At 65.0% G+C, this 6,390-nt stretch carries 5 protein-coding genes, 1 tRNA gene and 1 pseudogene; 1 reads left to right on the forward strand and 6 read right to left on the reverse strand.

Features of this window, described 5'->3' with window-relative positions:
* Nucleotides 1–134: 134 nt before the first annotated feature.
* A pseudogene (locus ASF20_RS23130) lies at nt 135–403 on the forward strand (IS3 family transposase); the annotation flags it as partial.
* 78 nt (nt 404–481) lie between these two features.
* Here ASF20_RS23130 and ASF20_RS05915 read toward each other — a convergent pair.
* The 6 genes from ASF20_RS05915 to ASF20_RS05940 form a co-directional block, all read right to left on the reverse strand.
* Nucleotides 482–1,870, reverse strand: a complete 1,389-nt coding sequence (locus ASF20_RS05915; RefSeq protein ID WP_082501204.1) for an MFS transporter — start codon at nt 1,868–1,870, stop codon at nt 482–484.
* Between the two features lie 448 nt (nt 1,871–2,318).
* Nucleotides 2,319–3,245, reverse strand: coding sequence for a molybdopterin-dependent oxidoreductase (locus ASF20_RS05920; RefSeq protein WP_056271961.1), 927 nt, complete (start codon nt 3,243–3,245; stop codon nt 2,319–2,321).
* Nucleotides 3,242–4,060, reverse strand: coding sequence for a cytochrome b/b6 domain-containing protein (locus ASF20_RS05925; RefSeq protein WP_056271964.1), 819 nt, complete (start codon nt 4,058–4,060; stop codon nt 3,242–3,244). The genes ASF20_RS05920 and ASF20_RS05925 overlap by 4 nt, the downstream gene beginning before the upstream one ends.
* Before the next feature lie 140 nt (nt 4,061–4,200).
* On the reverse strand, nt 4,201–4,434 hold the full coding sequence (locus ASF20_RS05930) for a hypothetical protein (RefSeq protein WP_056271967.1): 234 nt from the start codon (nt 4,432–4,434) through the stop codon (nt 4,201–4,203).
* 1,269 nt (nt 4,435–5,703) lie between these two features.
* Nucleotides 5,704–5,777: transfer RNA gene (locus ASF20_RS05935), tRNA-Gln, on the reverse strand.
* Between the two features lie 163 nt (nt 5,778–5,940).
* Nucleotides 5,941–6,258 (reverse strand): hypothetical protein, encoded by a 318-nt coding sequence (locus tag ASF20_RS05940; protein WP_056216461.1) that lies wholly within the window; start codon nt 6,256–6,258, stop codon nt 5,941–5,943.
* Between the last annotated feature and the right edge of the window lie 132 nt (nt 6,259–6,390).

Genomic DNA, 6,390 nt, shown 5'->3' on the forward strand with positions numbered 1-6,390 from the left:
CGCGGCCGAACGCGGGATCCAACCCTCGATGCTGAGACAGTGCCGAAGGGCGCTGATCGGAGCCTCTTCCCCACCACGGGCAGCAGGATCACCAGGAGCCACGGCTGCGGGCCCGGTGACTTCCCCTCCCATCAGGCAGCCAGTACGCCGCCGAGGCCTACCGAACGCAGTTCGCCGACATGACGGCGACGCCCTCCATGAGCCGGACGGGCTGCTGCGTCGACAACGCCCCGATGGAGAGTTTCTTCCACACCCTTAAGGTCGAACTCGTCCATCAACGACGATGGGCGACCCGAGATGAGGTCCGAGGCGACTTGTTCGTCGACAGCGAGGGCTATGACATCGGCAGCGCATCCGCGCGGCACTCGGTGACATCACGCCCGAGCAGGTCGAACGGAATGCGGGCCAATCCCGTGTCCGTGAGGTCGGGGGAGGATCGCACCGACAGCTCGCTTTCAGCCGTTCCGCACTCAGACGCCCACTATGTGTGCTGAACGCGCACGGCGAGGCGCAGGAAGCTCACGGCACTCGCGACCCCGGCGAAGGCGCCGCCGAGTCCGAGCGCCAGCGCCGGCCCGCGCGCGTCCGCGATGGCGAAGCATGCTGCCACAAGGGCCGCCCCCGTCGTCTGGCCGAGGAGGCGTGCGGTGGCCACGATCCCGCTCGCGCCTCCGGAACGCGTGGGCGGGGCGCTCGTCATGATCGCGCGTAGGTTCGGCGCCTGAAAGAAACCGAAGCCTGCGCCGCAGATCGCCATGCGCCAGGTGATGTCGAAAACGCTCGGATCCGCCGGCAGTGCTGCCAGGAGCGCCATGCCCAAAGCCAGGACGGCGAGCCCGATCCCGCCGAGCAGGCCAGGAGGATAGCGGTCGGACAGGCGACCCGCGAGGGGCGCCATCAACGCGACCACCACCGGCCACGGCGTCATCAGGAAGCCGGTCTCGACCTGCGAGCGGCCGAGCGCGTGCTGGAACAGGAACGGCAGGGAGACGAAAGCGAGGCCTTGGGCCGCGAAGGAGCAGACTGAGGTCAACGCGGACAGTGCGAAGAGCGGACGCTTCAGAAGGTCGGCTGCGAGCATCGGGGCGGGATGTCCGGCCTGTCGGCGCAGAAGCAGCGTGCCGCAGGCGAGCGCGCCGGCGAACTCCGCCAGGATGCGCCAGACCGGTCCCTCGTGGGCTGCATCCCCGAGTCCCAGGACGAGCAGAGCGAAGGCCACGGCGTTGAGGATGGCGCCGGCTCCGTCGAAGCTGTGGCCGGAGCGACCGGTTTCCGTCAGCGCTGTCCAGGCAAGGGCGAGGGCAGCGAGGCCGATCGGTACGTTGACGGCGAACAGCCACGGCCAAGGCGCGGCGACCAGGATCAGGGAAGCCACGGTCGGCCCCACGGCGAAGCCGACGCCGACGACGAAGGCATTGAGCCCGACCCCGCGCCCGAGCTGAGCGGCCGGATAGATAAAGCGGATCAGCGCGATGTTGACCGCCATCAGGGCGCTCGCGCCGACGCCCTGCAGCACACGCGCAGCCACCAGCGTCGGCAGGGACCAGGCAAGCGCGCAGACCAGGGAGGCGAGCGTGAAGAGGACGAGGCCACCGAGGTAGATCTTTCGCTGGCCGACGATCTCGCCCAGCGCCGCGATCGGCAGCAGCGTCGCCACCACGGCGAGCTGATAGGCGTTGACGATCCAGATGGACGCGCCCGGATCGACACCGAGGTCGGCGGCGATGGTCGGCAAGGCTGTGTTGGCGATCGCGGTATCGAGGGTTGCGAGGGCGACGCCCATCAGCACTGCGATCATCGCGCGCCCGCGCTGGCCCGGCGGCAAGCCGTCGCGCGGCGGCACGTCCGGCGTGAGGATTGGCGTTGGCATCGGAAGACAATCTCGCAGAGAGGCGGTTCTGAATGCGTGCGCTGCCGGCCGGTGGCAATCCCAGTTTGTGGCTGGGCTTCAGAACAACACTCCGGATGTTGTGCCGGTGATCGGACAGGCGCCGTCGCTGCGCGCAGCCTGAAGCCTCCGAATTGAGCTTGACTGAGACGGTGGTGAGCAGCCCTTCCACCGGTTGCCTGAGCAGGTTTCGTAGCGCTCAAACACCGAACCTTCGCTCGCGAGGACGGTCCGGACCGGATTGTCCGGCGAGGTTGGGACGGGACCCATTTGTCCGTTCCATGACCGCTTCGGCTCGAGTTCTGCCCGTCCGCTCCTGGACAGAGAATGAAGCGAACAGCCATTCTTATTCGGCAAGCTTTGACCTTCCGATGGCGCCCGTCAGACGTTGATCGCGTTCACCTCCCGAAGCCGACAGCACGCGGATGGCTTAGATGCCGGCATACCAAGCGTAGCCCTGGTCTTCCCAGTAGCCGCCCTTGCCATCGCCAAGATGGGCGAAGCTCTCGACCACCTCGATACGCATCACGTACTTGGCCTGTTTGTAGCCGAGATTGCGTTCGACCCGCAGGCGCAGCGGTGCGCCGTTGGACACCGGTAGCGCCTGCCCGTTCATGTCGTAGGCGAGGATCGTCTGCGGGTGGAACGCGTCCACGAGGTCGATGCTCTCGTAGTACCGGACCGGCGATCCGGCGCTGGCCGCAGACTCGTCCGATGCCTGCTGGCCGCCGGAATCCTTTCTGCTCTCGCCGCCGCCCGACTGCTTGGTCATGGCCGGGTTGGCGTTGCCCGCGGGCGCCGCCTCGTCCGTCTCCGCGTCGTCGCCCCCACCTTCGAGCGGATTGCCCTGGTCCATGGTGTCGGCGCAGTGGAACACCACGTAGCGTGCCTCCGGCTTGAGCTTGGCCCGGATCAGGAGGTCAGCAAGCGGCACCCCGGTCCACTTGCCGATGGCGCTCCAGCCCTCGACGCAATCGTGCCGCGTGATCTGAGTGCGGGCGGGAAGCGTGCGGAGGTCCGCCAGGGACAGCCGGAAGGGTGCCTCCACGAGACCGCCGACCTCCAGGTGGTACTTGGCGAACTTGCCCGTCGCCAGGGCCTTGTACGCCCTGTCCGGCGGATCCTCGGTGCCGTTCGGCTTGAACCACGGGGAGATGTCGGCCTCGGCATATTCCGGTGCCAGCGCCTGGTCGTTGAGGAGCAGGCGTTGGACGAACAGGTTGGCATCCTCGCCGGTCTTGAGCATGCGCTGGAACCACGCCGCGTTGCCGAGGCGGTCGCATCCGCCGATCATGGCCGCAGCGGCCGTCGCGGACGCCCCCGTCAGGAGGGTGCGTCGGCTGGGAAAAGGGCTCATGCCCGACGCTCCTCCGGGGCGCCGGTCGGCTCGATTTGGTGCTCGATGACGAACCAACCGGTGAGCATGCCGCGCATGTTGTTCCAGAAGCCCGAGAGCAAGACCAGGGCGACGTGCACGACGACGAACAGGACCAGCAGTGCCGCCACGACGAAGTGCACCGTGCGGGCCGATTGGCGCCCGTCGAACACCGTCAGCAGGAACGGGAAGGCCGCGTTCATCGCCGGCGACATCGCGAGGCCGGCCAGGACCTGCACCGGCAGGAGCACGAACAGAACGACGAAATAGGTGAGCTTCTGAATGACGTTGTAGCGCTTGGCCTCGTTCCCTTGCGGGAAGCGCAATGTCAGGTGCTCCCACACCGACGCGCCGAAGTGCCGAACCTGATCGCGCGACGGGATCAGGCGGAACCGAAGCTGTCCGCTGACCAGCCCGTAGAGCAGGTAGGCGAGGCCGTTCAGGACGAAGGCCCAGGCGAAGAAGAAATGCCAGCTTCGGCCGCCCGTCAGATCCTGGTCGCTCGGCAAGGTCGCCCAGGCGGGAAATCCACGGTCGGCCGGCTCGCCGTTGGAGCCCGTCGATGAGCCGAGCCAGCCCGTCGTTTCGAAGCCTTGTCCGAAGACCGTCGTCACCCCTTTGGGCGGATCGTCCTCCGTCGACGCCATTGCCATCAGCGGTGTGTCGAAGGTCGAGACGTTGCCCCAGTACAGGGCCGCGTGAGCGTTGAAGATCTGCAAGCCGCTCATGAGCAGGACCAGGAGGCACACCGCATTGACCCAATGCGTGATGCGGATGGCTACGGGATGCCTGAACATCCATCGGCGACGCTCGACCTCACAGATCTCGGGCGTAGAGCGGATCGGGTCAGTGCGCGCCAAATGGTCTTCCTCGAAGTCGTCGCCGTCAGGGTGGAGGCCCCTGCGTCGGGACCTCCGGAAGCGTCAACGGCTTGAAATCACATGCCGCGGTTCATCATGCGCTTCTTCATCATGCGGCGCTTCATCATCTGCTTCCGCATCATGCGCTTCTTCATCATCATCCGCTCACTGCGGTCCATGCGGACCTGGGTGACGCCGCTCTCGGACTGAAGGCCGTTGACGGACACCGGGGCGGCCATGGCCGAACCGGCGGCGAGGGCGATGCCGCCGAGGGCGGTCAAGGCGGTCAGCGCAAGCGTGAATTTCTTCATGTGGAATCTCCTGTAGAGGTGAACATCATATTCAACCCACAGGGTAACAGTATGATTATGTCGTTGTTCCTCGAAAAATAAAGAATTGCTTTTATATACTGCAATTTTTTAGCAAGAGACAGCCCGCGCTCACATCAAGGCTTTTGGCCTGGGCACGATTCCTATCCTCGCGCATCGTTACGGAACGGGCCGGCGAAAAGTTTCAGGCCCCCGGCGGGAAGCCGCCGAGTCGGATCTCGACCTTATGCACGCGGGCGACTTCGACCTGACAATATCAATGCTCGCCGTATCGGGGCCCACTCTTGCACCGGAGGCGGCCCCTCTCCCGCTCGGGGGGGCAGGGCCCGCAGATGGGGCGATGCTGCTCACCTCACCGATCGACGAACGACCGCTTTCGGCGGAGGGCGGAGAATGGTTTGTCCGGCAAGGTCCGGTCGGATGCAGAACGGCCGCTTACAGGCGGATGGCTGACTTCCGCTTTTGGTGCGCAGCTGCGGCGCGGGCGGATCGCGGCCGGGGTGAGATGCTGTTGGCTCCTCAAGCGAGAGTTCCATCATCCCGTCGACCAGTGACACGACCCGCCGACCGTGGAACCTCGGCTGCTTCGTCGGACCCGAGTCGCCGTTTGAGCCCAAGCACATCTCGGCAATCCCCACCTGCCTGCAGCACGAGGGCCGCGCTGGGGACCTCGCCCTGTTCAACACGACCATCGACAGCAAGCTGCGCGGCTGCGATCTCCTCCGCCTAATCGCAGGATTTGAGAAGCGCGACATCCACCGCACCGTCCGCATCCGCAGTCACGACAATCTCCCATGGCATCGAACCGGTCGAACCGAACATTGTCGGAATGCCGCTGGGGGCGGGCTCAAAGTGCGTCGCGCGCATACGTGCGGGCGCACTCGACATGCGTCTTATGCCTATCGACTGCGCGCGTTAAAGTGGCTGTTGGAGCGAATCAGTGATCGCGTGGGGACTGCCGGCGGCGTGTTTGCCGACTCTGATGCGGGCTTGATGTGCCGCGCCGGAGGGCCGAATTAACTCAGTCTTAGCTTATAGCCGGAACGATGCTATAGAATATTTGCTTTATTATTAAGATCTACAGCATAAGTCGCAGGCTTAAATTGGAGAGCGCATTTTCCAAGTGCCCAATATTAATAGTCTACTTCTAATGCGCTTCCAAATAATTTGTTTAATCGGATATTTAATACTGCACCCGTTTAGCTCTGAAATGAGCCGCTTTCCGAGGTGGCCGATAAGTAGTCAAATCAGTGGCTGGGGGACCAGGATTCGAACCTGGACTAGAGGAGTCAGAGTCCACTGTTCTACCGTTAAACTATCCCCCAACATCCTCGCGTGGCACGAGGCAGGATCCGGTCGTTCGTCTCGAGCGCTGCTGAGGCTAGCGGTTGAGACCCGGCCCGTTCCGGTGCAGGGGCGATAGCATGGCTTTCCGGACCGATGCAAGCCCACATCTGAACGCCCGCCCGTGAGGCGATTGGCGCTGCCTCAGGCGCTGCCCGGCGGTTCCAGGCGGGCCTCGATCATGCCGAGGGTGCGCAGGATCGCCAGGGCGACGATCTCGCAATCGGTGTCCCCCTCCGGAGTAGCCGGGAGGATCGCCACGGTGCTGACTTCGTCGTCCGTCAGGAACCCCACCACCACCTTGTAGACATCGCCCTCCGGTGCGCCTTCGTCGTGGACGAGGCAGACCCGGCAGCCATGGGCCTCGCCGTACACGCGCTGGGTCAGGACCTGGACGCGACGGGGATCGGCTGGTTCCGTGCGGCGTGGGGCGCCGAAGGTGGGGCGAATGATGTTGTCCATTCTCGCTCCTATACCCGACCGTCCCCGCTTCGGGGAGGCCCTTGCCCGCTTCGGCCCCGTGCGGGCCTCATCGTACGAGGCGGCCGGTCTGGTCTTCCTGTGCGAGTTTGAGGAGGTTCTGTCCGTAGGCGG

Source organism: Methylobacterium sp. Leaf88 (genome assembly GCF_001422795.1).
Taxonomy (GTDB): Bacteria; Pseudomonadota; Alphaproteobacteria; order Rhizobiales; family Beijerinckiaceae; genus Methylobacterium.